This is a genomic window from Sphingomonas sp. GC_Shp_3, from assembly GCF_026540945.1.
In the GTDB taxonomy this organism is placed as follows: Bacteria; Pseudomonadota; Alphaproteobacteria; order Sphingomonadales; family Sphingomonadaceae; genus Sphingomonas.
Genome location: NZ_JALNUT010000003.1, coordinates 98,623 through 124,652, shown reverse-complemented (window position 1 = coordinate 124,652; position 26,030 = coordinate 98,623). Strand labels below are relative to the sequence as shown.

Annotated in this window: 18 protein-coding genes; 10 read left to right on the top strand and 8 right to left on the bottom strand. The window is 65.9% G+C overall.

Features of this window, described 5'->3' with window-relative positions; genetic code table 11:
- Positions 1–49: 49 nt before the first annotated feature.
- The 5 genes from OXR00_RS09540 to OXR00_RS09520 all read right to left on the bottom strand — a co-directional run bounded on the left by OXR00_RS09540 (position 50) and on the right by OXR00_RS09520 (position 7,863).
- Positions 50–862, bottom strand: a complete 813-nt coding sequence (locus OXR00_RS09540; protein WP_267388022.1) for an ATP-binding protein — start codon at positions 860–862, stop codon at positions 50–52.
- Between the two features lie 133 nt (positions 863–995).
- Positions 996–3,071: a tetratricopeptide repeat protein gene (locus OXR00_RS09535; RefSeq protein ID WP_267388021.1), complete on the bottom strand. Its 2,076-nt coding sequence runs from the start codon at positions 3,069–3,071 to the stop codon at positions 996–998.
- Positions 3,064–4,425: a PEP-CTERM-box response regulator transcription factor gene (gene prsR / locus OXR00_RS09530; RefSeq protein ID WP_267388020.1), complete on the bottom strand. Its 1,362-nt coding sequence runs from the start codon at positions 4,423–4,425 to the stop codon at positions 3,064–3,066. The genes OXR00_RS09535 and prsR overlap by 8 nt, the downstream gene beginning before the upstream one ends.
- Positions 4,422–6,467 carry an XrtA/PEP-CTERM system histidine kinase PrsK gene (gene prsK, locus OXR00_RS09525; RefSeq protein ID WP_267388019.1) on the bottom strand — a complete coding sequence of 682 codons (2,046 nt, stop codon included), beginning with the start codon at positions 6,465–6,467 and terminating at the stop codon, positions 4,422–4,424. The genes prsR and prsK overlap by 4 nt, the downstream gene beginning before the upstream one ends.
- Before the next feature lie 4 nt (positions 6,468–6,471).
- The gene (locus OXR00_RS09520; protein ID WP_267388018.1) at positions 6,472–7,863 is read right to left on the bottom strand and encodes a TIGR03013 family XrtA/PEP-CTERM system glycosyltransferase; all 1,392 of its coding nucleotides are present in this window, start codon (positions 7,861–7,863) and stop codon (positions 6,472–6,474) included.
- Positions 7,864–8,009: 146 nt separating this feature from the next.
- Here OXR00_RS09520 and OXR00_RS09515 point away from each other — a divergent pair, with 146 nt between their 5' ends.
- The 8 genes from OXR00_RS09515 to OXR00_RS09480 all read left to right on the top strand — a co-directional run bounded on the left by OXR00_RS09515 (position 8,010) and on the right by OXR00_RS09480 (position 21,263).
- On the top strand, positions 8,010–8,207 hold the full coding sequence (locus OXR00_RS09515; protein ID WP_267388017.1) for a hypothetical protein: 198 nt from the start codon (positions 8,010–8,012) through the stop codon (positions 8,205–8,207).
- A 93-nt stretch (positions 8,208–8,300) separates the two neighbouring features.
- Positions 8,301–10,766: a glycogen/starch/alpha-glucan phosphorylase gene (locus tag OXR00_RS09510; RefSeq protein ID WP_267388016.1), complete on the top strand. Its 2,466-nt coding sequence runs from the start codon at positions 8,301–8,303 to the stop codon at positions 10,764–10,766.
- Between the two features lie 24 nt (positions 10,767–10,790).
- A complete protein-coding gene (gene glgB / locus OXR00_RS09505) occupies positions 10,791–12,947 on the top strand; it encodes a 1,4-alpha-glucan branching protein GlgB (RefSeq protein ID WP_267388015.1) in 2,157 nt (718 codons plus the stop codon).
- A gap of 12 nt (positions 12,948–12,959) precedes the next feature.
- Positions 12,960–14,219 (top strand): glucose-1-phosphate adenylyltransferase, encoded by a 1,260-nt coding sequence (gene glgC, locus OXR00_RS09500; RefSeq protein WP_242149822.1) that lies wholly within the window; start codon positions 12,960–12,962, stop codon positions 14,217–14,219.
- A 4-nt stretch (positions 14,220–14,223) separates the two neighbouring features.
- On the top strand, positions 14,224–15,672 hold the full coding sequence (glgA, locus tag OXR00_RS09495; protein ID WP_267388014.1) for a glycogen synthase GlgA: 1,449 nt from the start codon (positions 14,224–14,226) through the stop codon (positions 15,670–15,672).
- The gene (locus tag OXR00_RS09490; protein WP_267388013.1) at positions 15,669–17,297 is read left to right on the top strand and encodes an alpha-D-glucose phosphate-specific phosphoglucomutase; all 1,629 of its coding nucleotides are present in this window, start codon (positions 15,669–15,671) and stop codon (positions 17,295–17,297) included. The genes glgA and OXR00_RS09490 overlap by 4 nt, the downstream gene beginning before the upstream one ends.
- Positions 17,297–19,159 (top strand): glycogen debranching protein GlgX, encoded by a 1,863-nt coding sequence (gene glgX / locus OXR00_RS09485; protein ID WP_267388012.1) that lies wholly within the window; start codon positions 17,297–17,299, stop codon positions 19,157–19,159. The genes OXR00_RS09490 and glgX overlap by 1 nt, the downstream gene beginning before the upstream one ends.
- 64 nt (positions 19,160–19,223) lie before the next feature.
- The gene (locus OXR00_RS09480) at positions 19,224–21,263 is read left to right on the top strand and encodes an ATP-binding protein (RefSeq protein ID WP_267388011.1); all 2,040 of its coding nucleotides are present in this window, start codon (positions 19,224–19,226) and stop codon (positions 21,261–21,263) included.
- Between the two features lie 127 nt (positions 21,264–21,390).
- On the opposite strand, the gene OXR00_RS09475 is transcribed toward OXR00_RS09480, so the two are convergent.
- Positions 21,391–22,404 carry a polyprenyl synthetase family protein gene (locus OXR00_RS09475; protein WP_267388010.1) on the bottom strand — a complete coding sequence of 338 codons (1,014 nt, stop codon included), beginning with the start codon at positions 22,402–22,404 and terminating at the stop codon, positions 21,391–21,393.
- A 108-nt stretch (positions 22,405–22,512) separates the two neighbouring features.
- Between OXR00_RS09475 and OXR00_RS09470 the strand changes: the two genes are divergently transcribed.
- Complete coding sequence (locus tag OXR00_RS09470) at positions 22,513–22,797, top strand: chorismate mutase (RefSeq protein ID WP_242149840.1); 285 nt, start codon at positions 22,513–22,515, stop codon at positions 22,795–22,797.
- Positions 22,798–22,846: 49 nt separating this feature from the next.
- Here OXR00_RS09470 and OXR00_RS09465 read toward each other — a convergent pair whose 3' ends face one another.
- Positions 22,847–23,725 carry a helix-turn-helix domain-containing protein gene (locus OXR00_RS09465; RefSeq protein ID WP_267388195.1) on the bottom strand — a complete coding sequence of 293 codons (879 nt, stop codon included), beginning with the start codon at positions 23,723–23,725 and terminating at the stop codon, positions 22,847–22,849.
- A gap of 107 nt (positions 23,726–23,832) precedes the next feature.
- Between OXR00_RS09465 and pobA the strand changes: the two genes are divergently transcribed.
- Positions 23,833–25,002 carry a 4-hydroxybenzoate 3-monooxygenase gene (gene pobA / locus OXR00_RS09460; protein ID WP_267388009.1) on the top strand — a complete coding sequence of 390 codons (1,170 nt, stop codon included), beginning with the start codon at positions 23,833–23,835 and terminating at the stop codon, positions 25,000–25,002.
- Between the two features lie 21 nt (positions 25,003–25,023).
- Here the strand turns inward: pobA and OXR00_RS09455 are convergent, their stop codons facing one another.
- Positions 25,024–26,025 carry an aldo/keto reductase gene (locus OXR00_RS09455; protein WP_267388008.1) on the bottom strand — a complete coding sequence of 334 codons (1,002 nt, stop codon included), beginning with the start codon at positions 26,023–26,025 and terminating at the stop codon, positions 25,024–25,026.
- Positions 26,026–26,030 lie beyond the last annotated feature (5 nt).

Sequence of the window (26,030 nt, the reverse complement as noted above, 5' to 3'; positions counted from 1 at the left end):
ACCGGGCCGAGTCAAGCAGGCTTCGCGCCAATCTGATCCGAGTTAAGTTTTATCCTACGGTCTTGCCGTGTTGTCCCGCCAGATCGACGATATAATGCCACGCCACCCGTCCCGACCGGCTGCCACGCCGTGTCGCCCAGCCGACCGCGTCGGTTGCATCGAACGGCAAGTCGAGCACCTGCGCATAGCCCGCGACGATGCCGAGATAGGTGTCCTGATCGATCACGTGGAAACCGAGGCTCAGCCCGAAGCGATCGGCGAGCGCCAGATTGTCGTCGACAACGTCGCGCGGGTTGATCGCGTCGACCTGCTCCTCAAGGTTTCGCGGCACGAGGTGGCGGCGGTTGGAGGTGACGAACAGGCGCGCATTGGCGGGTCGCGCCTCCGCGCCGCCGTCCAGCATCGATCGCAAGGCGCGCGCATCGCTCGCCGCATCGAAGCCGAGATCGTCGATGAAGATCGCGAACGCGCGGGGGGCGGTGGCGATCTGCGCGAACAGGTCGGGGAGCGTGTCCAGCCCGGTGCCGATCACTTCGACTAAAGCCAGCGCCGCGCCGCCCGCCTGCACCGCGGCAGTACAACTCTTGACCAGCGCCGATTTGCCGGTGCCGCGCGCCCCCCACAGCAGTACGTCATGCGCCGCCGCACCGCCGGCCAGGCGGGTGAGGTTGTCGAGCAGCGCCTGTTTCTGCGCGGCAAGGCCGAAGATACGACCGAGCGGCACCGGCGCGAACGCGCGCGCGGCGCTGAGCGTATCGCCGCGCCACACATAGGCCGGATGCGCGAGCGGATCGGCCGGGGCCGCGCGCGGCGGCGCAAGGCGTTCGAGGGCGGCGGCGATCCGTTCGATCGGGTCGGTCATGTGTCTGGTCCCGCAGTGTCGTTGCCGCCGCGCTTTGAAAGAAGACGCGGGTTCGGGCAAGCGGATCAGGCAATCGGTGGCGGCCGCTTGCATTCTGTGGCTTCAGGGTACGCCCGAGCAAAAGTAAGCCGGTTCAGACTTTCAGCGCCTTCAACGCCGCCGTCGCGGCCGTGCGATCGCTGAAAGCGGGATCGGCAAGCGCTGCGCGGATTTGCGCCGCCGCCTCGCCATCCCGGTGCAGGTCGCCGAGCGCTTGCCCGAGATGCCAGTGCAGCGTCGCATCGGCCGGTGCGATCGCCACCGCCTTCTGGAACAACTGCACGGCAAGATCGGTCTTGCCAAGTTGGTACAGCGCCCAGCCATAGGCATCCGTGACGGCCGGGTTCATCGACGCGAGGCGGTAGGCGGCCTTGGCATAGCTGCGGCCCGTGTCGGCATCACCATCGCCGGTATAGGCATAGGCGAGTTCCGCCAGCAGCGCCGCGTCACGATCCCCGAGTTGCTGTCGCAAACCCTCCAGCGTGTCGATCGCCGCGTCGTACTGGGCGGCGGCGATCTGCCAGTGCGCGGCGATGCGCTGCCCAGCGATGCTCTGCGGGTTCTGCGACAGGAACTTGCTGAGCGCATCGAGCGCGGCCGGTCGCTGTCCGGCACGGTCGAGCGCATCCACCATGCGCAGCATCGTCGGTTCGTCGAACCGGATGTCGGCAGCATGCCGGTACGCGGCCGCAGCATCGCCGTAGCGTGCGTTCGCCGCCAGTGTATCGCCCAGCGCGAGCCATCCCGAGGGCGCGCCCGGCATGATCTGCGTGATCGCCTGCGCCTGCGCGAGCGCGCCGCTCTGATTGCCCGCTTCGAGCAGACCGCGCACCGCCCCCAGCCGCGCGACCGGCTCTAGCGGATGATCGCTGGCGAGCGAGGTGAGCAGCCCCGGGCTTTCGTCGGTCCCGAACGGCGCCGCACCCGGCCGCGCCGGCCAGAACGACCGGTTGAGATACGGCGCCGCCCAGTTGCGCTCGCCCGATTGCTCGAACGCGCGCGCCACCAGCGTCAGCGTGTAGCTGTCGGCGTCGCTGCGGAGTGCCGCCGGCCGCAGTGCCGCCAGCGCACCGCGCGCGTCGCCCGCCCGCAGTGTAGCAAGGCCGAGCAGCCGCTTGGCGGTGAGGTTCATTGGCTGTTGCGCGGCAAGTGCGCTCCACTGCTCGATCGCCTGCTGGTATGCGCCGGCCTGATAGGCGAGCAACCCGCCAAGCAGCCGCACGCCCGGCGTCCCCCCGAGTGTACCAGCGGCGCGCGACAACAACGTGCGCGCAAGGTCGTAATTGCCCGATCGCGCGGCCAGCACCGCTTGCAGATAATACGCCTGCGCATCGTTCGGCCGCGCATCGAGCGCCTTGCGGGTCGCCTCCAGCATGTCCTGATTGCGGCCGGCGTCGCCGAGGGTCGCGGCGTAGTCGATCAGCGCGTCATAGTAATAGGCGTCCTTCGTCAATGCAGCCTCGAACCACGGCAGCGCCGCGACAAGCCCGTATTGCGCACGGATCAGTTCGCCGCGCAGCGTCAGCGCGGCGAGGTTGTTGGGGCTGGCCGCGACCGCGCGTGCGGCGGAATCGATCGCACCCGCGACGTTGCCGGAGTCCAGCCGGATGCGCCCCAGGTCGGCGAAGGCCGCGCCGTCCTGCGGATTGGCGGCGATAACCTTTAGCAACATCGCCTCGGCGCCGGGCACATCACCTTTGGCGGCGAGCGCGCGCGCGGCAATCCGCATCGCATAGCCGGCGAAGCGCGGCTGCGCCTTTGCGGCTTCGGCAAGTGCGCGGTCAGGATCGCCCTCGATCAACGCGGCGTGCGCGTAAAGCTGGTGCGCGCGTGCCGTATCGAAGCCGTCGTCGCGCGCGCGGTCGAGTTCGCCTTCCGCCGAGATGCCGTCGCCGATCGCAAGATAGGCGCGCGCGAGCACAGCATGGGCAAGGCCCCAGTTCGGATCGGCCTTGATGGCAAGCTGCGCGTGCAACCGCGCGGCGCTGTAATTGCCGGTGTCGAGCAGTTGGAGGCTCTGTGCAAGTTCACTGCGCGCACCCCCCGCATCGGCGCGGGCTGGGGTCAGCGCGGTAACGGCGAACAACCCCGCCGCGGCGACCGCCCCCAGCGCGCCACCCGTGACCAGCGCCTTGCGGGCGAAACGAACGCGTTTGCGGGGCTTAGGCATGGAGGTCATAGCTCTTCAGGAGGTCGTAGAGCGTCGGCCGGCTTACGCCGAGCAACTTGGCGGTGTTCGAGATATTGCCGTCCGCGCGCGCCAGCGCCTGCCGGATCGTCTTGCGGTCGGCGCTTTCGCGTGCGGCGCGCAGGTTGAGCGGCACTTCCTCCGACCCTTCCGCAAGGTCGAGATCGACAGCGGTGACCAGCTTGCCCTCGGCCATGATGACCGCGCGCTTCATGCGGTTCTCCAGTTCGCGCACGTTGCCGGGCCAGCTCCATGCATCGATCGCGGCGCGCGCATCGGGCGACAGGCCGGTGACAGAGGAATGCATGGTTTTCGAGTACTTCTTGAGGAAATGGCTGGCGAGCAGGCTGGCGTCACCGCTGCGCTCGGCCAGAGAAGGGATGCGCACGACGATTTCGGCGAGGCGGTAGTACAGATCCTCCCGGAACGATCCCGCCGCCACCATCGCGTCGATATCCTGATGCGTCGCGCAGACGATGCGCGTGTCGACCGGAATCGCCTTGCGCCCGCCGATCCGCTCGATCACGCGCTCTTGCAGGAACCGCAGCAGCTTGACCTGGAGCGGCAGTGGCACATCGCCGATCTCGTCGAGGAACAGCGTGCCGCCGCTGGCCTGTTCGATCTTGCCCTCGGTGGTTTTTACCGCCCCGGTGAACGCGCCCTTTTCATGGCCGAACAATTCGCTTTCCAGCAGCGTCTCGGGGATTGCCGCGCAGTTGATCGCCACGAACGCACCTTTGCCGCGGTGGCTGGTGTCGTGCAGTCCGCGCGCGAGCAGTTCCTTGCCGGTCCCGCTCGCGCCGAGCAGCATCACCGACACGTCCGCGCCGGCGACGCGTTCTATCGTGCGCGTCACCTTGAGCATCTCGGGTGCTGCGGTAATCATCCCGCCGAGCGCGGTGCCGCTGTCACGTTCGGCGAGGCGGCGGTTTTCTGTCTCCAGCGCGTGGACATGGAAGGCGCGCGCGACGATCAGGCCGAGGGCGTCGATGTCGATCGGCTTCTGGTAGAAATCCCACGCACCGTCCGCGATCGCCTGCCGCGCGCTCTCGCGCGCGCCGTGGCCCGAGGCGACGATCACCTTGGTATCGGGCTTCAGCGCAAGGATTTCGGCGAGCGTGGCGAAACCTTCGGTCACGCCGTCGGGATCGGGCGGCAAGCCGAGGTCAAGCGTCACGACCGCCGGCTCATTCGCGCGCACGGCGTCGATCGCACTTGCGCGGTCGTGTGCGACGATCACGTCATAGTCCTCATACGCCCAGCGCAACTGGCGTTGCAGGCCGAGATCGTCCTCGATGATGAGCAGTTTGGGCAGCGCTTTGGGCTTGTCGGTCATGCGGCCTGTTCCACGGGGAGGGTGGGCGCGGGGGGAAGCATTACGACGAAGCGTGTGCCCTGGCCCTCGCGGCTGGTGACGGTGACGGTGCCACCCATCGCCTCGGCAAGCTGGCGGGCCTCGAACGCGCCGATGCCGAAGCCGCCGGGCTTCGATGATACGAACGGCTTGAACAACTGGTCGCGCACGAATGCGGGCGACATGCCGCAGCCGGCGTCGGCAACGATGATGGCGGGCCGCTCGCCGGCAGTAACGGTGACGTCGATCGGCTGGTCCTTGCCGCTCGCCTCCACAGCGTTCTGGATCAGGTGCGCGAGCAACGTCTCGAGCCGGGCGGGATCGGCGAGCGCGAAGGCACGGTGTTCACCCGAAAGGTTGATGCGATGCTGACGGCGGCGCTGGCGCACGATGCGTCGGGCTATGTCCGCCAGATCGACCGCGTGCGGCTCCTCGACACGTCCGGTATGGTGCTGTGACAGTCGCGCGAGCAGATCGTTCATGCGACCGGCCGAGTCCTTCAGGGTCGCGATCATGTCGGCGCGAAATGCCGGATTCTCGGCGTGGCGCTCGGCGTTGCGCGCGGTCAGGCTCAACTGACTGACCAGGTTCTTGATGTCGTGCATGATGAATGCGAAGCGGCGGTTGAACTCGTCGAACCGTTCCGCCTCCGCCAATGCCTCCTGCGCGCGCGCTTCGGCGAGATAGCTCGCCACCTGCCGGCCAGCGATGCGCAGCAGGTCGAAATCCTCCCAGTCGAGCGCGCGATCGACCGGCGGCCGTGCCAGCAGGATCGCGCCCTGCAAGCGGCCGAGGTGGACGAGCGGCACCAGCGCCCATGCATCACTGGCAAGCATCCACTGCGGCACGCTCGTCAGTTCGATCGGATCGGCGGTGCCGGCGCGCACCGAATCGAGCTCGACGATCCGCCCGCTGCTGGACAGATGCTCGGCCAGCGCTTCCTCGGTGGTTTGCGCACCCGCGTCCTGCCAGCGCCAGCCCGCGCCGATGCCGAGACCGGCGCCTTCGGGTACCAGCAGCAGCCCGGCAGGCGAGTCGGTCAGGTCCGCGACAGCTTTGACGATGCGCTCGGTGAGTGGCGCGGCGCCCTCAGGCTTGCCGAGGGTAGCGGTGAAACGCACCCATTCGGCGCGATAATCATAGCGATGCTCAAAGAAGTGCTTGGCAAGCTTCACCTTCGCCCACGCCTTCACCCACGGTGAGGACAGCAGCGTCAGCCCCGCGGCAGTGCTGCCGAACACGAACGCGGTTTCGAGCAGGCGGGCATGGTCGCCACCCAATGTCGCGATCGCGCTCGTCGCGAACAGCATTGCGACACCGTACAGGATCGTCGCCGCCAGCGAGAGCGTCTGCCACGCCACGGTGCGCGAGAGTTGCAGCGTCCAGTCGTCGCCACGCTGCACCGCCACCGCCAGCACCGGCGCGATCATCGCCATGACGATGCCGCGCACGGCGACCAGTTCCTGCGGCCAATGTCCGGTCGCGTATGCGGTGGTGGTGAGCAGCAGGTCCGCCCCCCACATTGCCGCCAGCGCCACTACGACGAGCCGGATGCCGCCGCGCGCGCATGGCACGACCGCGCCGTACAAGTGCTGGAGCAACACCAAAGCGCTGATCGCCACCATGACGCGGAACAGTGTGCGCACCGGGGCAAGCTCGTGCGGCACCGACGCGCCGAGCATGTTCTCCACCACCGACAGCATCAGACCACACAGGATGACCAACACGACCGCGCCGTAGATCAACGAAACCGCACGGCGCTGCGGTGCGGCTGGATCGCGGCGCAACAGCGCGAACATGAAGGCAAGCCACGCGAGGTTGCGAGTGGTTTCGGTGAGGCGGGTGACGAGATCCTTGGTGCCGATGCCTGCGACCGCGAGCGCCCACAGCGCGGTCATCACCAGCGCCAGCGTGAACGTGAGGCGTGGCAGCCCGGCTCGGCCGTCGCGCAGCAGCGCCAGCGTCACCCCCGCGAACAGCAGGGCGGCGAGTGCATGGCTCCACAGGATGACCCCCGCGATCATCGCGTCAGCGCACTCCTTCCGGGAACAGCACGACACGGATCGTCTGGAGGATGATGAGCAGGTCCAGGAACGGCGAGTAGTTCTTGGCGTAGTACAGATCGTATTCGAGCTTGTGGCGCGAATCGTCGATCGACGCGCCATAAGGATAGTTGATCTGCGCCCAGCCGGTAATGCCCGGCTTCACCATGTGCCGCTCGGCATAATAGGGTAATTGCTGCTCGAGATCCTCGACGAACTGCGGACGCTCCGGGCGTGGGCCGACGAAGCTCATCTCACCCTTCAGCACGCTCCATGTCTGCGGCAGCTCGTCGATCCGGCATTTGCGGATGAAGCGGCCGACACGGGTAATGCGTGGGTCGTTTTTTTCCGCCCAGACCGCGGTGCCGGCGACTTCGGCATCCTGCCGCATCGAGCGTAGCTTTATGCAGTCGAACCCGACGCCGAACAGCCCGACGCGGCGTTGGCGGTAGAAGGCGGGGCCGCGGCTCTCCAGTTTCACCGCCAGCGCGGTCAGCACGATCACCGGGGCCATGATGAGCAGCAGCGTCGCGCTCGCGCAGATATCGAACAGACGCTTGAACATGCTCGAGAACATCCGGCCCGAAGAAAAACCGTCGGAGAAGATCAGCCAGCTTGGGTTGACGCTTTGCAGGTCGATCCGTCCGGTTTCCCGTTCAAGGAAGGTCGAGATTTCGTTGACGTGGACGCCCGTGGTCTTGATGCGCAGCAGGTCCTTCAAGGGGAGGGCATTGCGCCGTTCCTCCAGCGCCAGCACGACTTCGCTCGCGTTCAGCAGCACGACATGGTCGGCGAGATTGTAGATCGCGTCGCGCGCGATCGCCTCGGGGATGACGCGCGTCGCCGCCTCGCTCATCGCAACATAGCCGACCACGACGAAACCCGCACCCGGCGCCGCCGCCAGCACCTTCAGCCGCGCCGCGCGTGCGCCGGCGCCCAGCACGACGATGCGTCGCTTGAAGATCTGTCCGCCCAGCGCTTTGCCGAGCAGCATCCGCAGCGTCATCAGCAGCACCACGGTGATGCCCATCGCGTAGAGCAGGCTGGATCGCCAGAACGTCGCGCCGGGCAGGAGGAAGGAGATAACGCTGAGCAGAATCACCGCCAGCGACACCGCCACCACCATTCGCGCCATCGCGAAACGCAGCGACTGCAACGACTGCGCGCTGTAGACGCCGGTCGCCATCATCGCCACCTCGACGCACAGCGCAAACGAGCCGAGCTGCGCCACGCGGTTCCGGATGGGATCGACGATGCTGCCAAGCTGATGGATGCGCAGCACATAGCCGACCTCGCCCGAAACGACGAGCAGCACCACATCGAGCAGCCCGAGCAGCAGCACGGCATTGGGGATATAGTGCTTGAACAGCCTTATCATCGTCGCGCGGCCCTAATGACGTGTACAAACGTGCGTTGTGTAAGCATTTCCGACACGCATCAGGCATGTCGCAGAAATTGACAAACAAAGGTTAAACGGACGTCGGAGGAGAAGATTTCGCCACCGCCTTGTGGTATCGCGGTTGGATGTTCTTCGATCCCGGAGCATGGCCACCGTCGCCGGGGGGCTTCGACCCGCCGCCGCCGGAACCCCGGTTGAACGCGGCGCAGGAGCGTGTGTTGCTGCGTCTGATCGGGCTGCTGCTGTTCGCGCTGTTCGTCGGGCCACTGGCGGGCGCGTCGCTGATCGACGTCGCGATCGCCGTCACCCGCGCGATCTTTTAAAAAGCATCGGTACGCCTTGGCGATGGATTAACCCTCTACAAAGCATGAGCGTGACGATACGCTCGCGCCCGGTATCCAGTTCGAGGCTGTTCGATGATCAAAGCCGCTTCCACGCTTCCAAAACCGGCGCCGCGCGCCACCAATCCCGAGACACTCGCGGCGGAGATCGTCGAGAAGCTGACGTACCGCATCGGCAAGAATGCGGTCGCCGCCAAGCCGCACGACTGGCTCGCTGCCGTCATCAACGTGATCCGCGATCGCATCATCGACCGCTGGATCGAATCAACGCAGGAAACCTACGATAAGCGCGGCAAGCGTGTTTACTACCTCAGCCTGGAGTTTCTGATCGGCCGGTTGATGCGCGACGCGGTCTCCAATCTTGGATTGATGGAGGAGATGCGGGAGGCGCTGTCCTCGCTCGGCGTAGAACTCGACCTGATCCGTGAACTCGAACCCGACGCTGCGCTGGGCAATGGCGGCCTCGGCCGGCTGGCGGCGTGTTTCATGGAGTCGATGGCGACGGTCGACGTACCGGCTTATGGTTACGGCATCCGCTACGTGAACGGCATGTTCCGGCAGGAGATCCATGACGGTTTCCAGATCGAGCTGCCTGAGACCTGGCTCGCGCACGGTAATCCGTGGGAGTTCGAGCGGCGCGAGTCGAGCTACGAAATCGGGTTCGGCGGCACGGTCGAGCCCGCCCGCGCGGACGGTAGCGGCGATGATGCGCGTGTCTGGAAGCCGGGCGAACGACTGATCGCGACGGCCTACGACACGCCCGTGGTCGGCTGGCGCGCGGAGCGCGTCAATACGCTCCGGCTTTGGACGGCGACCCCGATCGACCCGATCCTGCTCGACCGGTTCAACGCAGGCGACCACATCGGCGCGTTGGCGGAGAGCAACAAGGCCGACAGCCTCGCGCGCGTGCTCTACCCCGCCGATTCGCATATTGCGGGGCAGGAACTGCGGCTGCGGCAGGAGTATTTCTTCTCCTCCGCCTCGCTTCAGGATATCGTGCGACGGCACATCCAATATTTCGGCGACATTCGCACGCTGCCGGACAAGGCCGCGATCCAGCTCAACGACACACATCCCGCCGTCTCGATCGCCGAGATGATGCGCATCCTCATCGACGAGATGGACCTGTCGTTCGACGACGCCTGGGCGGTCACCCAGCCGACGTTCGGCTACACCAACCACACTCTGCTGCCCGAGGCGCTGGAGACGTGGCCGGTGCCGCTGTTCGAGCGGTTGTTGCCGCGCCACATGCAGCTCGTCTACGCGATCAATGCCAAGCTGCTGATCGCCGCGCGGCGGGAGAGGGGCATGGACGACCGCGCCATCGCCGCGATCTCGCTGATCGACGAGACCGGCGAACGGCGGGTGCGGATGGCGAACCTGGCCTTCGTTGGCTCGCACAGCGTCAACGGCGTGGCAGCACTGCATACCGACCTGATGAAACAGACCGTGTTCGCCGATCTGCACCGCATGTTCCCGGACCGGATCAACAACAAGACCAACGGCGTCACGCCCCGACGTTGGCTGCAACAATGCAACCCGGAACTGACCGGGCTGATCCGCGAGACGATCGGCGACGGCTTCCTCGACGATACCGAGAAGCTGTCCGCACTCGACGCCGTCGCGGAGGACGGCGCGTTCCAGGCCAAGTTCAAGGCGGTGAAGATCGCCAAGAAGGCCGCGCTCTCCAACCTGCTGCGCGAGCGGATGGGACTGAAGATCGATCCCAACGCCTTGTTCGACATCCAGATCAAGCGCATTCACGAATACAAGCGGCAGTTGCTCAACATCATCGAGGCCGTGGCGCTGTACGATCAGATCCGCTCGCATCCAGAGCGCGACTGGCAGCCACGCGTGAAGCTGTTCGGCGGCAAGGCGGCACCAAGCTATCACAATGCCAAGCTGATCATCAAACTGGCCAACGACGTTGCGCGCGTCATCAACCATGATCCGGCCGTGCAGGGGCTGCTCAAGGTCGTGTTCGTGCCGAACTACAACGTCAGCCTGGCCGAGGTGATGATGCCGGCCGCCGACCTGTCCGAACAGATCTCCACCGCTGGCATGGAGGCATCGGGAACCGGTAACATGAAATTCGCGCTGAACGGCGCGTTGACGATCGGCACGCTCGACGGCGCCAATATCGAGATCAAGGATCATGTCGGCGACGACAACATCATGATCTTCGGCCTCACCGCGGAGGAAGTCGCCGCCAAGCGCGCCGGCGGCTACAACCCGCGCGAGGTGATCGAGGGATCGCGCGAACTCGGTCAGGCACTGTCGGCGATCGCCTCCGGCGTGTTCTCGCCCGACGACCGCGACCGCTATCGCGAGTTGATCGGCGGTATCTACGATCGCGACTGGTTCATGGTCGCCGCCGATTTCGATGCTTATCACGCCGCCCAGCGCCGGGTGGATGCGCTCTGGGCGCAGGAAAATACGTGGTATGCCAAGACGATCCGGAACACAGCGCGGGTTGGCTGGTTCTCCTCCGATCGGACGATCCGGCAATATGCGAGCGAGATTTGGGGCGTGCTGCCATAAACCGGTTTTTGTGAGAAGGAGCGTGTGGTGAGGCCCGGCGAAGCGCAAGCGATCGTCGCGGGTACGCATGGTGATCCGTTCGCGGTGCTGGGCGTGCACCGCGAGGATGAGGCTATCGTCGCGCGCTGTTACATTCCGGGTGCGCAGGACGTGGCGGCGTTCGGGCTGGACGGCACGCCACTCGGCACGCTGATCCCGACGGGTGAGGGCGGATTGTTCGCCGGCCCGCTCAAGCTGGTCGCGCCCAAGCCGGTGCGGTATCATGCGCGTAACGCAGATGGCGACTGGTGGGTCGATGATCCCTACGCCTACGGCCCGGTGCTGGGGCCGCTTGACGATCATTATATCGGCGAAGGGAAGCACCTGCGCCTGTTCGACAAGCTCGGCGCCCATCTGCTGCATCACGAAGGCAGTGAGGGCATGCATTTCGCGGTGTGGGCGCCCAATGCGCGCCGCGTGTCGGTTGTCGGGCCGTTCAACCAGTGGGATGGCCGCCGTCATGTCATGCGCCTGCGACGCGACACCGGTATCTGGGAAATCTTCATCCCCGGCGTCGGCGCGGGTGAAGCGTACAAGTTCGAGATCCTGGCCAATAACGGAACGCCGCTGCCGCTGAAGGCGGACCCGTTTGCCTTCCACGCCGAATTGCGCCCCTACACAGCCTCGCTGACCACCGCGCCGCTCGCGCATAAATGGGGCGATCATGAACATCGCGCATTCTGGGCGAAGGCGGATGCGCGGCATCAGCCGATCTCAATCTACGAAGTCCACGCCGGCTCCTGGCGACGCGGCTGGCAGGGCGAGTTCCTGACCTGGGACGAACTGGCCGACCAGTTGATCCCCTACGTTGTCGACCTAGGGTTCACTCATATCGAATTGATGCCGATCACCGAGCATCCCTATGATCCAAGCTGGGGCTACCAGACCACCGGCATGTTCGCCCCAACCTCGCGCTTTGGGGACGGCGAAGGGTTCGCGCGCTTCGTCGATGCCTGCCACCGGGCGGGCATCGGCGTGATCCTCGACTGGGTGCCGGCGCACTTTCCGGTCGACGCATTCGGGCTGGAGCATTTCGACGGTACCGCGCTCTACGAACATGCCGATCCTCGCCAAGGGTTCCATCCCGACTGGAACACCGCGATCTACAATTTCGGGCGCAGCGAAGTGTCCGCCTTTCTCGTCAATAGCGCGCTGTACTGGACCGAGACGTTCCACCTCGATGGCCTGCGCGTCGATGCTGTCGCATCGATGCTGTACCTCGATTATTCGCGGAAAAGTGGCGAGTGGGTGCCCAATGCGCAGGGCGGTCGCGAGAATGTGGAAGCGGTTGCCTTCCTCCAGCGCATGAACGCAGCGGTGTACGGTGCGAACCCCGGCGTGATGACGATAGCGGAGGAATCGACGTCGTGGCCGGGCGTCAGCAAGCCGGTGCATGAGGGCGGCCTCGGCTTCGGTTTCAAGTGGAACATGGGCTTCATGCACGATACGCTCGCCTATCTGGCGCGTGATCCGGTGCATCGGCGCTGGCATCATGACGAGCTTCTGTTCGGCCTCGTCTACGCATTTCACGAGAATTTCGTGCTGCCGCTCAGCCATGACGAGGTGGTCCACGGCAAGGGCACGCTCCTTACCAAGATGGCGGGCACGTATTGGCAGAAGTTCGCCAATCTGCGCGCCTATTACGGTTTCATGTGGGGTTATCCCGGCAAGAAGCTGCTGTTCATGGGGCAGGAGTTCGCCCAAGCCGCCGAATGGAGCGAAGCCCGCGGGCTCGACTGGCATTTGCTCGATCAGCCCGCGCATGATGGCGTGCGCGGCCTCGTCCGCGATCTCAACCGTGTCTACCGCAAACATCCGGCGCTGCACGCGCGCGACTGCGAGGCTGAGGGGTTCGCCTGGATCGTCGCGGACGATCGCGACAACGCGGTGTTCGCCTGGGTGCGGCAGGCGCCGGGCGAGACTTCGGTGGTGGTCGTGACCAACTTCACGCCGCAGGTTCTGACCGGCTATCGCATCACCTTGCCCAGGGCGGGTACGTGGTGCGAGATTCTAAACACCGACGCACACGTTTATGGCGGCAGCGGCGTGGGCAATTTCGGTGGCATCGTGGCGGCGGAAGATGGCGGGGCTGTCATCACCATCCCACCGCTCGCCACCATCATGTTCGAACATAACACGTAACGGGAGAGAACCATGGTCGAGAGGAGAGGCGCACCGCTCGCGCGCGACGCGATGGCCTATGTACTGGCGGGCGGACGCGGCAGCCGGCTGTGGGAATTGACCGACGTGCGCGCCAAGCCCGCGGTCTATTTCGGTGGCAAGGCGCGCATCATCGATTTCGCACTGTCGAACGCGCTGAATTCCGGCATCCGCCGCATCGGCGTGGCGACCCAGTACAAGGCGCATTCGCTGATTCGCCATTTGCAACGGGGTTGGAACTTCTTCCGCCCGGAACGCAACGAAAGCTTCGACATCCTGCCCGCCAGCCAGCGGCAGGACGAATATGGCTGGTATTCGGGTACGGCCGACGCGGTGTACCAGAACCTCGACGTGATCGAGGGCTATGGGCCGGAATTCATGGTCATCCTGGCGGGCGATCACGTCTACAAGATGGACTATGAATTGATGCTGCAACAGCATGTCGATTCCGGCGCCGACGTGACGGTCGGCTGTCTCGAGGTGCCGCGCATGGAGGCGACCGCGTTCGGCGTGATGCATGTGGACGAGAGCGATCGCATCGTCGCCTTCGTCGAGAAGCCGAAGGATCCGCCCGGCATCCCCGCGCAGCCGGACCTCGCGCTTGCGTCGATGGGCATCTACGTGTTCCGCACGAAGTTTCTCGCCGATCTGCTGCGGCGCGATGCGCAGAACCCGGCGTCGCAGCATGATTTCGGCGGCGACCTGATCCCTTATGTCGTCGAGCATGGCAAAGCGGTGGCGCATCGCTTCGCATCGAGCTGCGTGCGATCCGAACTCGAGCAGAACAGCTACTGGCGCGATGTCGGCACGATCGACGCCTATTGGGAGGCGAATATCGACCTCACCGACGTGATCCCGCACCTCGATATCTACGATCGTGCCTGGCCCTTGTGGACCTATTCTGAGATCACGCCGCCAGCCAAGTTCGTGCATGATTTCGATGGGCGGCGTGGCAGCGCGATCTCGTCGCTGGTCGCGGGCGGGTGCATCATTTCCGGCTCGGCATTGCACAGGAGCCTGATCTTCACCGGCGTGCGCGCGCACAGTTACTCGACGATCACCGAGGCGGTGGTGATGCCGCGTTGCGAAATTGGACGGGGTGCGCAACTCACCAAGGTGATCGTCGATTCGGACGTGAAGATTCCAGCCGGGCTGATCGTCGGCGAAGACCCGATCGCGGACGCCGAACGCTTCCGCCGCACCGAGCAGGGCGTGGTGCTCATCACCCAACCGATGATCGACCGGCTGGGCTGACGACATGCACGTCCTCGCCGTCGCCTCCGAAATGCACCCCTTCGTCAAGACCGGCGGGCTGGCCGACGTGGTCGGCGCGCTGCCGGCTGCGCTTGCCCCGTACGGCGTGACGGTGACGACGGTGCTGCCTGGTTATCCCGCCGTGCTTGCGGCGATCGGCGATGCGGAGGCGGTGGCGCATTATCCCGATCTGTTCGGCGGGCCGGCACGGCTGCTGCGAGCTAGCGTGGGCAGCACTTGGCTGCTGGTGGTCGACGCGGCGCATCACTTCCAGCGCGGCGGCGGCATCTACAGCGAGGCGAGCGGGCGCGAGTGGGGCGACAACTGGCGGCGCTTTGCCGCGCTGTCGGCGGTGGCGGCAAGCGTCGCGGCGGGCGCGGTGGCGGATTATTACCCCGATATCGTCCACGCGCATGACTGGCAGGCGGCGCTGACGCTCGCCTATCTGCGCCATGGTCCACGGCGCGACCTGCCGGCGGTGATGACAATCCACAACCTCGCCTTCCAGGGTGGAATCGATGCCGGCCTGTTCCCGCAGCTCGGCCTGCCGGGGAGCGCCTTCGCGGTCGATGGCGTCGAATATTACGGCGGCGTCGGGTACCTAAAGGCCGGGCTGTTCTACGCCGATGCGATCACCACCGTCAGCCCCGCCTATGCCGACGAAATCCTGACGCCGAGCCATGGCATGGGCCTCGACGGACTACTCGCCACGCGGCGCGGGCGGCTGCACGGTATCCTCAACGGCATCGACACCGCCGAATGGAACCCGGCGACCGACCCCGCCGTGCCGGTTCACTTCGACGCGCACGATCTCGCCGCGCGAGCGCGCAACCGCGAGCATGTCGAGCAGCGCTTCGGTATCGTCGGCGGTGATGGCCCCTTGTTCGCGGTGGTAAGCCGGCTGACGTGGCAAAAGGGTCTCGATATCCTCGCCGCCACGATAGACGATCTCGTCGCGATGGGCGGGCGGCTCGCGGTGCTCGGCTCGGGCGATCCGGCGATCGAGGCGGCGATGTTTGATGCCGCCGCGCGCCACCCCGGCACGGTCGGCGTGCTGACCGGCTTCGACGAGCCGCTGTCGCACTGTGTTCAGGCCGGCGCCGACGCGATTTTGATCCCCTCGCGGTTTGAGCCGTGCGGGCTAACCCAGCTTTACGCGCTGCGCTACGGCTGCGTACCGGTGGTCGCGCACACCGGCGGCTTGGGCGATACCGTGATCGATGCCAATCAGGCAGCGGTCGCCGCTGGCGTCGCAACCGGCGTGGTGCATGATCCCGGCAGTCAGGAGGCACTTCGCTCCGCGATCCACCGCGCGGTCACGCTCCATGCGCAACGCGACGTGTGGGCAGCGATGCAACGCGCCGGAATGGCGGCGGATTTCTCTTGGCGGCAGAGCGCGGCGCGCTATGCGGACCTGTACACGTCGCTCCTCCAAGAACGGACGCCCGCATGACCACGACCGTGCCGACGACGCCTTATCAGGACCAGAAGCCGGGGACCTCGGGCCTGCGCAAGAAGGTGCCGCACTTCCAGCAGCCGAACTACATCGAGAATTTCGTACAGGCGATCTTTGACAGCCTTACCGGTTTCGAGGGGCAGACCCTGGTGGTCGGCGGCGACGGCCGATTCTACAACCGCGAGGTGATCCAGATCGTGCTGCGTATGGCGGCGGCGAACGGTTTCGGGCGGGTGCTGGTCGGGCAGGGTGGTATCCTGTCGACCCCGGCGGCGAGCAACGTGATCCGCAAATATGGCGCGTTCGGCGGCATCATCCTGTCGGCCAGCCACAATCCCGGCGGCCCGACCGAGGATTTCGGCATCAAATACAACACCGGCAACGGCGGTCCTGCGCCGGAAAGCGTCACCGACGCGATCTACGCCCGCACCAAGGTGATCGACGCGTACAAGATCGTCACCGCGCCGGACGTGGACATCGATGTGATCGGCGAAACGTTCGTTGAGGGCATGTCGGTGCAGGTGATCGACTCGGTCGCCGACTATGCCGCGCTGATGGAGACGCTGTTCGACTTCCCTGCGATCCGCGACCTGATCGGCGGTGGTTTCCGCGTCGTGTTCGACGCGATGAGCGCGGTCACGGGTCCGTATGCGCTGGAGATTATCGGCCGCCGTCTTGGGGCGGGTGAAGACGCGATCTTCAATGCCGTGCCGCTGCCGGATTTCGGCGGTCATCACCCCGATCCCAACCTCGTCCACGCGCACGACCTGTACCAGCGGATGATGGCGGCGGATGCGCCCGATTTTGGTGCCGCCTCGGACGGCGATGGCGACCGCAACCTCATCATCGGCAAGCACATCTTCGTCACACCATCGGATTCGCTGGCGATGCTGGCGGCGAACGCGCACCTTGCGCCGGGTTATGCCGCCGGGCTGGTCGGCATCGCGCGCTCCATGCCGACCAGCGGCGCGGCCGACCGCGTGGCGGAAAAGCTCGGCATCCCGCTGTTCGAGACGCCGACCGGCTGGAAGTTCTTCGGCAACCTGCTCGACGCCGGCATGGCGACGATCTGCGGCGAGGAAAGCGCCGGCACCGGCTCCGATCACGTCCGGGAAAAGGACGGGCTGTGGGCAGTGCTGCTATGGCTCAACATCTTGGCGAAACGCGTCGAGAGCGTGAAGGCGATCGCCGAGGCGCATTGGGCGACTTATGGCCGCAACTACTACGCGCGGCACGACTATGAAGCGATCGACACCGCCGCCGCCGACGCACTGATGGCGGAGCTTCGCGGCAAGCTTGCCACGCTGCCGGGTACGCGGATCGCCGGGCTGGAGGTCGCCAGCGCAGATGATTTCGCCTATACCGATCCGGTCGACGGTTCGGTCAGCGCGAAGCAGGGCGTGCGCATCGGCTTCGTCGGCGGCTCGCGCGTGGTGTTCCGCCTGTCGGGCACCGGCACCTCCGGCGCGACGCTGCGCGTGTATATCGAACGCTACGAGCCCGCTGGCGGCGATCTCGCGCAGGAGACACCGCAGGCGCTCGCCCCGCTGATCGCCGCTGCGGAGGCGGTGGCGGACATCGTGCGGCACACCGGCCGCACCATGCCGGACATCGTCACCTGATGGAGCCGCCATTCCCGCCCGGCGCGCACGTTCAAGACGATGGCACGCACTTCACGATCTGGTCGGAACATGCCGAGACGATCGATCTCGTGCTGTTCGATGCCGACGATAGCGAGATCCTGCGCAAGCGCCTCGATATGCGGCAGGGCGGCTGGCATCACACCTTTGTCGAAACGGTCGGGCCGGGCACGCGATACGGCTACCGGGTCGACGGGCGCTACGATCCTGCCAACGGCCATTGGTTCGATCCATCCAAGCTGCTCGTCGACCCCTATGCGCTCGCCATCGACCGGCCGTTCGTGCAGGATCCGCGGCTGGGCGAACGTGGCGTCGATACCGCCGCGCTGGTGCCGAAGGGCATAGTCACTATCCTGCCCGAGCCCGGCTTTTCCGAGCCGCCACGCTTTTCGCCCGGCGGCCTGATCTACGAACTCCCCGTGCGCGCCTTCACGATGCTGCATCCGCAAGTGCCTGAAGCGCAGCGCGGCACGATCGCGGCGCTCGGCCATCCGGCGGTGATCGCGCACCTCAAGACGCTTGGCGTCGCCGCCGTCGAACTGATGCCGATCGCGGCGTGGCTGGACGAGCGTCATCTGCCGCCATTGTGGTTGCGCAATGCCTGGGGCTACAACACCATCCCGTTCATGACGCTCGATCCGCGTCTGGCGCCCGGCGGCATCGCGGACCTGGCGGATGTGGTGGCGACGTTGCACGCGGCCGGGATCAGCGTGTTTCTCGACATGGTGTTCAACCACAGCGGGGAGAGTGACGCGCAAGGCTCCACGGTGTCGCTGCGCGGTATCGACGGCGCGAACTATTTCCGTATGGCTGACGGCGCGCTCATCAACGATACCGGTTGTGGCAACACGCTGGCCTGCGAGCGGCCGCCGATGCAGCGGCTGATCCTCGATACGCTGCGGCACTTCGTCGTCAACGCCGGCATCGATGGCTTCCGCTTCGATCTCGCGCCGGTGCTGGCGCGCGGACCCGACGGGTTCGATCCCCAGGCCCCGCTGCTCGCGGCGATGGCGGCCGATCCGGTCCTTCATGACCGGGTGATGATCGCGGAGCCGTGGGATCTTGGCCCGGGCGGCTACCAGTTCGGTCGCTTTCCGGCGCCCTGGCTGGAGTGGAGCGACCGGTACCGCGACGACGTGCGCCGTTTCTGGCGTGGTGACGCGGGGCGCATCGGCGATCTCGTCACGCGGATCGCCGGCTCGTCGGATGTGTTTGCCGGGCCGTTCACACGTGGCGTCAGCTTCATCGCCGCGCATGATGGTTTTACCCTCGCCGATTGCGTCTCTTACGAAACCAAGCACAACGAGGCGAACGGCGAAGGCAATCGGGACGGCCACACGCCCAACCATTCCTGGAACAACGGTGCCGAAGGCCCGAGCGATGATCCGGCGATCATCGACGCGCGCCGTCGCGACGTCAAAGCGCTGCTGGCGACGCTGTTTGCCACGCGCGGCACGATCATGCTCACGGCCGGGGACGAATTTGGCCGTAGCCAACGTGGCAACAACAACGCCTATTGCCAGGACAACGCCTTCACCTGGCTCGACTGGTCAAATCGCGATACCGAGCTGGAGGCGTTTGTCGCCGGCCTGTCGGGGATACGCGCCCAGTGCCCGAGCCTGGCCGATCCGACGCTGGTGACCGACAGCAACGTCAGTTGGCTTCGACCCGACGGGTGTGCGTTCACCGTCGACGATTGGTACGATCCGGCTACGGGCGCGATCGCGATGCGGTTGGCTGGCGTCACCGTGTTGTTCAACCGGACGCCCGACCCCATCACCTTCGTCACGCCTGCCGCGACAGTACAGGCACGCAGTGTCATGTTCGTGCCGGACGCCGATTAGCTTCGTACTTTTACGGAGTTGCGTTTCGCTGGCCTGACGCGCAGCTACGCGCACGATGGACGCGTTGCGCAACTTTGCCTTTCCAGGGGGGACGGAGAGCGCCAGTGGGCGTTGGTGGACGCGCTTCGCCCTGCTCACGCTGGGCTGCTTCGCCGCTTTCCTCATCGGGTTCATCCTGAATCGGTCCGCACCGGTGCCGCCGATCATGCCGGTCACAGGCGTTGCGATGGCCGGCCTGCTGCTGTGGGGCAAGCGGATGTGGCCGGCCGTGCCGATCTCCGTTTTGATGGGGGCGCTCGTGCTGGGTCTTCCACATCCAGTGTTGCAGATCGTCATCGCGCTTGCGCTTACGATCGGGCCGGTCGTCGGCACGTGGGTGGTGGAGCGGATGGTCGGGCGGGTAAAACTCCCCGCACGGGCCGAACACGCTATGCCGGTCATCCTTGGTGCCTGTGTCTCCTCCGTGCTGATGGCGGCGTGCGTGAGCGGGCCGATGGCGTTGCACGGCGACCTGCGTGGGGTCACGTTCGCGGCCGATCTGTTCAGCCGCAGCCTGCGGCACCTGACCGGTGCGATGTTGACGTTTCCGTTGATGCTCGCCTGGGCGGATACGCGGCCGGACCACTGGGATCCGCGACGCTGGCTGCACTTTGCGATCATCCTGATCGTGACCGCTTTGGTCGCCTATCCGATCTTCCTTCGCCGGGACGCCGGCCCGATCTCCTGGGCGGTTTTTCCACCGTTGATCTGGGCAGCGCTGGCGTTTCGGATGCGCGGCGTGACGGCTGCGATGCTCGTCGTAAGCGTGGAGGCGTTCGCCGGCATATCCAATGACGTCGGTGTTTTCGTCCACAGCGACGTTGATCCTATGCTGTTAATGCTGCTGTTCATCAGCATTACGACTGCGACCATGCTGGCGTTTGCGGCGCTTGCGCATGAACGGATCAGCGAGCGCCGGCTTCATCTGGAGGTGTCCGACGCGAAGCTGGCACTGGAGATCGCGCAGGCGGAGGCACTCGATGCCAACACTCGGCTGCGGCTGTCACAGGAGGCGGCGGGCGCAAGCGCATGGCAATATGACGTCGAGTCTGCGCGGATCGTGCGTACGTTCGGAGAGAATGAGAGCGTTGATATCATGACCGGTCACACCCCGGTAGGTGGCTTTTCCGCGGAGGTGGTTGGCGCCGACATGGCGCTGGTGGTCGCCGCGATGCGCCGGGCGGTCGAAACCGAAGGTTCGCTGGACATGACGGTACGGACCGGATCGGTCGAGCGGCCGGCGCGATGGCTGCGTGTGGTCGCCCGGTACGACGGGTCGAACGGGAGGCGACGATTGGTAGGCATGACGTTGGACGTGACACCATTGCATGAGGCCCAGTCGGCGGCGCAGGCGGCGAACGAGAAATTGCTGAGCATCTCGCGGCTGAGCGCGATGGGAGCGATGGCCTCCACGCTCGCGCACGAACTCAACCAGCCGCTGACTGCGATCGCCAATTACGGCGCGACCTCGCGGATGCTGCTGGCCTCGAACATTCCCGATGCCAATGAAATGGCGAGCGAACATCTCGGTCAACTCGTCGATGCGAGCCTTCGCGCCGGCAAGATCATCCGTAAAATGCGTGATTTCACGATCAGTGGTGAGATAACCCGCACCGTCGCGGATCTTGGCGATATCGTTCAGGCGGCGTGGGCGAACGTTCGCGACAGGCCGGTCGCGGTCGGTGCTGTCCTGAATTTCGATGACGAGCGGCACGCGCCAATGGTGGCAGTCGACCGGCTGCAGATCGAACAGGTGCTGGTCAACCTGTTGCTCAACGCGGTTGAGGCGACCGCCGGGCAGGACGATCGCCAAGTCGACGTGGTGATCGTCGGCGGGGCTGATGCCGTCACGGTAACGGTAGGTGACAACGGCCGCGGCCTGCCGGAAGGCATGATCGACAACCTGTTCGAACCGTTCCGCACGACAAAGCCGGATGGCACCGGCCTCGGCCTGCCGATCTGCCGTACCATCGTTGAGGCGCATGGCGGCAAACTGTGGGCGGAGGCTCGCCCGGAGGGCACCGTGTTTGTCTTTACCATCGCCGGCGACGCCCTGCTGCACTGAGCAATTACGGGCGGCAAGGTCGCAAGGTCATTGTCGCGAAGCGATCCGACCACCGATCGGCGGAAACACGGATTGCGACGATCCTCAGCGTATTTTGTTGGCGACTAATGTTGCCAAAAACGGAGCCTTAGAAGGCGCGAGCGATGGCGAACTCGACGGCTTCGATCATCGCGTCCTTGGCCTGACCATCGGGGAAGATCGCCAGGGAGTCGATTGCGCGCCGTCCGTAATGGCGCGCGCGCGCCATCGTATCGTCGATCGCGCGCGTGCTGCGCACCAGCGCGAGCGCGTGGGTGAAATCCTCGTCGCGATTGCGGTGGCCCTCGATCGCGGCCTTCCAGAACGTCCGGTCGACCTCGTCACCACGCGCATAGGCGAGGATGACGGGAAGCGTCGCCTTGCCCTCGCGGAAGTCGTCGCCCGCATCCTTGCCCATCGTGCCGGCGTCCGACACATAGTCGATCGCGTCGTCGACAAGCTGGAACGCCACGCCGAGGTTGCGGCCATAGGCGTCGAGCGCCGCTTCTTCGGCTTCGCTTCGCTCCGCAACCACCGCCGCGATCCGGCAGGCGGCGGCGAACAGCGCGGCGGTCTTGGCGACGATAATATCGAGATAGCGTTCCTCGGGCGTGTCGACCCGGCGCGCGGCGGTGAGTTGGTTGACCTCACCCTCGGCAATGATCGCGCTCGCGCTCGACAGGATCTTGAGCACCTTGAGGCTGCCCGCCTCGACCATCAGTTCGAACGAGCGACTGAACAGAAAATCGCCGACCAGCACGCTCGCCGGATTGCCCCAGATCAGGTTGGCGGTGCGCTTGCCACGCCTCAGGTCTGAGCCGTCGACAACGTCGTCGTGCAACAAGGTAGCGGTGTGGATGAATTCGACCGCAGCCGCGAGTTCATGGTGGTAAACACCATCGTATCCGAGCAGCTTCGCACTGGCGAGCGTCAGCATCGGCCGCATGCGCTTGCCGCCGCCCGCGATCAGATGGCCGGCCAGCGTCGGGATCAACGGGATGTCCGATCGCATGCGATCGAGGATGACGGCGTTGACCTGTTCCAGATCGGCAGCGATCAGCGCCACCATCGGATCGAGCGATGGTGCTGGGCGGGGTTCGAGGCGTTGGGTCGTGGCGCTCATCTTCCCGCGATGTGGCGGCACTGGCGCGCAAAGGCAAGCCCGCATTAGGCTTGCGCGGCGCGGGCCGCCTGCGCAAAAGGCGCGTCACAGTCGAGAGGGAGGCCGCGAGTGAGCGACGAAACGCTGGCAGGATATCGCCAGAGCATCGACAATATCGACGCGGCGCTGGTGTTCCTGCTCGCCGAGCGGTTCAAGGTGACGCAGGCGGTCGGTCGTTACAAAGCCACCGCCGGCTTGCCGCCCGCCGACCCCGGCCGGGAGGATGCGCAGATCACGCGGCTGCGCGGTCTCGCCAAACAGGCCGACCTCGATCCCGATTTCAGCGAAAAATTCCTGCGGTTCATCATCGACGAGGTGATTCGCCACCACGAGCGCGTCCGCGACGCGGGCTGAGCCGCTTCATCCGGTGACGTCGTAGGAGCCGCGACCGACCGCGATCAGCTCAACCACCCCGTGCCGTGCGAAAGCGGCGCGGGGACTGGCCGGCATGACGCGCGAAGAAGCGGGAGAAATAGGCCGGATCCTCAAATCCCACTGCCCATGCGACCTGATTGACGGTCATGTCGGTGTACAGCAGCAACCGTCGCGCCTCCAGCATCGCGCGTTCATCCAGCATCGCGCTCGGCGACGATCCGCCCACCCGCGCGCAGGCGAGCCGCAGCGCGGTTTCGCTCACCCCCAGCGCGGCGGCGTGGACCGCGACCGTCTCGCGCAGGCGGAAGCGCGTCTCGATCCGTTCTCGTAAGTGCGCCACCACCAGCGCTTGGCGCCCCGGTGCATCCCCCGCCAACGCGCCGACCGCCGCGCGGCGCAGCGCCCGTACCAGGATCGCAAGCACCTCCGCTTCCACCGCACTGCGCTGACCGACGCCGATCCAGCCGAGTTCGCGAAGCAACTGGCTGACCGCGCGCTCGACCGCGATGTGATCCTCCGCATCCAGTGCGATCGCCTGCGCAGGGTAGAACAGCGTGGCGAGATCGCGGTCACGCTCGGCCAGTTGCGTCACATAGGCGTCGGCGAGCGTGATGACCCAGCCGCGCGATTCATTCGCCCAGGTGAAGCCGTGCACCGCCCCCGCCGGGATCAGCAGCAGCGCGGGTGCGATGAACGCACAGGTGACACCGTCCACCTGCATCGTCCCGCCGCCCTCGGTCATCACGAAGACGTGATTGAGATCGCGGTGAAGATGCGGCTGGATTGTCCATTCACTGGGCCGCGAACGATCGTCGAGGCTTTCGACATGAACGAACCCCTCGCGAACCGCCCGCTGCGGCTCGCCGTAGAGGTAGAAGGCGGGAATAGCGGGCGCGGCGGATCGCATCGGCATGGCCTGAAGCTGCTGGATCGTCCAACTATCCGGTCGCGCCTGCCATGTCCAATCGTGCTGTCGCGCCGCATCCTGCCGTCAACGAAAAGACGGAGAGATGCGTGAAAACTCAGGTTGCGATCGTGGGCGCCGGCCCGGCGGGGCTGCTGCTCGGCCATCTGCTCCGTGCCGAGGGGATCGAGGTCGTCGTGGTGGAACGCGCCGCGCCGGATTACGTACTCGGCCGCATCCGCGCGGGCGTATTGGAAACGACGCTCACCGATCTGCTCGACCGGCTCGGCCTTGGCGAACGCATGCATGCGGAGGGCATCCCGCACGACGGCTTCAACCTCGCCGATGGTGAACGGTTGATCCGCATCGACGTCGCCGCGCTTACCGGGCGGGAGGTGATGGTGTACGGCCAGACCGAAGTGACGCGCGACCTGATGGACGCGGCACCTTCGCGCGGACTGGAAGTGATCTACGAGGCCGCCGATCTCGCGCCGCACGATGTCGAGGGTGACGCGCCCTACATCACCTACACGAAAGGTGGCGCGCAGCACCGGCTCGACGCGCGCTTTATTTGTGGGTGTGACGGCTATCACGGCCCCTCGCGAAAGGCGATCCCCGCCTCGGCCGGGCAGCATTACGAGAAGGTCTATCCGTTCGGCTGGCTCGGCATTCTCGCCGACGTGCCGCCGTGCAATCACGAGCTGATCTACGCCAATCACGCGAACGGTTTTGCGCTCGCCTCGATGCGGTCGGCCACGCGCAGCCGCTATTACATCCAGGTGCCGCTCGACGAGAAGATCGAAGAGTGGCCCGACGACCGGCTGTGGGACGAACTCGCGCTGCGGCTCGGGCCGGATGCCGCCGCGCACATGACACGTGGGAACGCGCTGGAGAAGTCGATCGCACCGCTGCGCTCGTTCGTTTTCGAGCCAATGCGCCACGGCAGCCTGTTCCTTGCCGGGGATAGCGCGCATATCGTCCCGCCGACCGGCGCGAAGGGGCTTAACCTCGCCGCGTCCGACGTGGCGTATCTGTCCGAGGCGCTGGCGCGCTATTTCCGCAGCAACGACCCGGATGGCGTGGCCGGCTATTCCGCGCGTGCGCTGGCGCGGGTGTGGAAGGCGGAGCGGTTCTCTTGGCAGCTCACCCGCCTGATGCACCGTTTCCCCGAGGCGGATGCGTTCGATCGACGCATGCAACTCGCCGACCTCGACTATATTGCGTCTTCGGTCGCGGCGCAGACCACGATCGCGGAGAATTATGTCGGGCTGCCATTGTAGGCAGCGCCCTCAGGCCTGCCTTCACGCCAGCACTTCACCCGGCAGGACTTCGGTGTCGATCATCGCCTGCATCGCCGCAGTGTAGCGCGGGCCGGCGATCGCGTGGATCGGGAACATCGCGTCGACCGCCGCCAGCGCCGCGCCCGGCACTGGCGTATCGAGCGTCGCGACGTCTTCCTCGATATGCGCGATGCTGCGCGTCCCCGGCAGCGCGATGACATGGTCCCCCCGCGCCAGCACCCAGCCGAGCGCGAGTTGCGCCGGCGTCAGCCCGGCGTTCGCCGCCACCGCATCGAACCGCGCCACCAAATCGAGATTGGTGCGCAGGTCCGCGCCGATGAAGCGCGGCATCGTCGCGCGGATATCGCCGGGCTTGTAAGTGTCCGTCCGGATCGCGCCGGCCAACATCCCGCGCGCCACCGGCGAGAACGCGACGAAGGCGATGCCGAGGTCGCGGCAAGTCTCCAGCACGGCGACCTCCGGGTTGCGCACCATCGGCGAATATTCGCTCTGCACCGCCGCCACCGTGTGAACGGCGTGGGCACGGCGGATCGTGGCGGCGGACATTTCCGAAAGGCCGATCATGCCGATCTTGCCCGCCTCGATCGCGCGGGCGAGCGCGCCTACCGAGTCCTCTACGCCCACGTTCGGATCGAGCCGGTGCAGGTACATCAGATCGATATGATCGGTGCCGAGCCGCGCCAGCGACCGGTCGATCGAGGCGGTGATCGCCGCCGGGCTACCGTCGAGCACGCGCTTGCCGCCCGGCATGTCGAGCACGCATTTGCTGGCGAGGGCGAATTCGCCACGCCGGTGCATCACCGTGCGCGACAGCAGTTTCTCGTTCTCGCCACCGCCATACAGCGCGGCGGTGTCGAGCATCGTCACGCCGAGATCGAGCGCGCGGTTGAGCAGCGCGCTCGCCTCCGCTTCGGACGGTGCCACGTCATACGCGTGGCTGAGGTTCATGCAGCCGAGGCTGATCGCGGTTACAGTGCGGTGCCCGAGCGGTCTCGTCTGCATAATCG